The organism is Vibrio sp. 1580 (genome assembly GCF_033340055.1).
This window is the reverse complement of the sequence record NZ_JAWOVT010000178.1, coordinates 1-811: the sequence shown is the minus strand read 5'-3', so window position 1 is coordinate 811 and position 811 is coordinate 1. Positions and strand designations below refer to the sequence as shown.

Here is an 811-nt window from a genome sequence, read left to right as displayed (position 1 = left end):
ATGTCTAAGCCTTTTACTGCAAACAGGCCAGTATTTTTTGCGGTGAGCGTGTACGTCAACACGTTAGCGACTTGATATTCAACTGGCGTTACCGCTGCATCTAGCGTGTATTTGTATTCGGCAGGTTCAAACGTGACGCTGGTTGTATCAACGAATGTATTCTCTGCCCCAGCAATCATCGCTTTTACTTGTGCTCCACCTAATACGATGTTTTCAGCACTCTCATGAGACACTGTCGCGCTAACATGATAAGTAACTCGACCAAATGGCAGCAATGTCGCGCCAGTCACTTCTAAGTTCGCATTGCTAGATGCGTAACTACCAGCGATTGAACCTAGACTGTGAGTGTCTGATATCGATACGCTCTGAAAGGCTTTTTGGTCGCCCGACATGACATCCCAAACCGCGTTTATCACTGAGACATCTGCAATTGTGTCCGCCGTTGTATTTTTTACCTCAATCGAATACGAAATTTCTTCACCATTTTCATAATGACTCCCAGAAGCAGGACTAAATGAAATTTCCACCTCTCCTGCTGCTAGAGCGTTTGCAGAGGTAAATAAGGCAACTAAGAGTAAGGTAAAACAACGCTGAACCATCGACACAGTACTTTCCAATTTATATAAAATTCTTATGAATTACCGAGAGTAAAATGAACACAAAATCGTCAAAATTTTGAGGCGACGAATTTTTGACGACAATTAATCAATAAATGTCACGATATGGTCAATTTTTTATTTAATAACCATAAATAGGTAGATATATAATCTTATGATTGCACATCCAATAATTAATAACGTTCTAAAACCAT

Annotated in this window: 1 protein-coding gene; it reads right to left on the bottom strand. The window is 40.1% G+C overall.

Features of this window, described 5'->3' with window-relative positions; translation table 11 throughout:
* A partial coding sequence (locus R7093_RS24840) for a hypothetical protein (protein WP_318146967.1) occupies window positions 1–599 on the bottom strand: 599 nt, incomplete at its 3' end.
* Window positions 600–811: the final 212 nt, after the last annotated feature.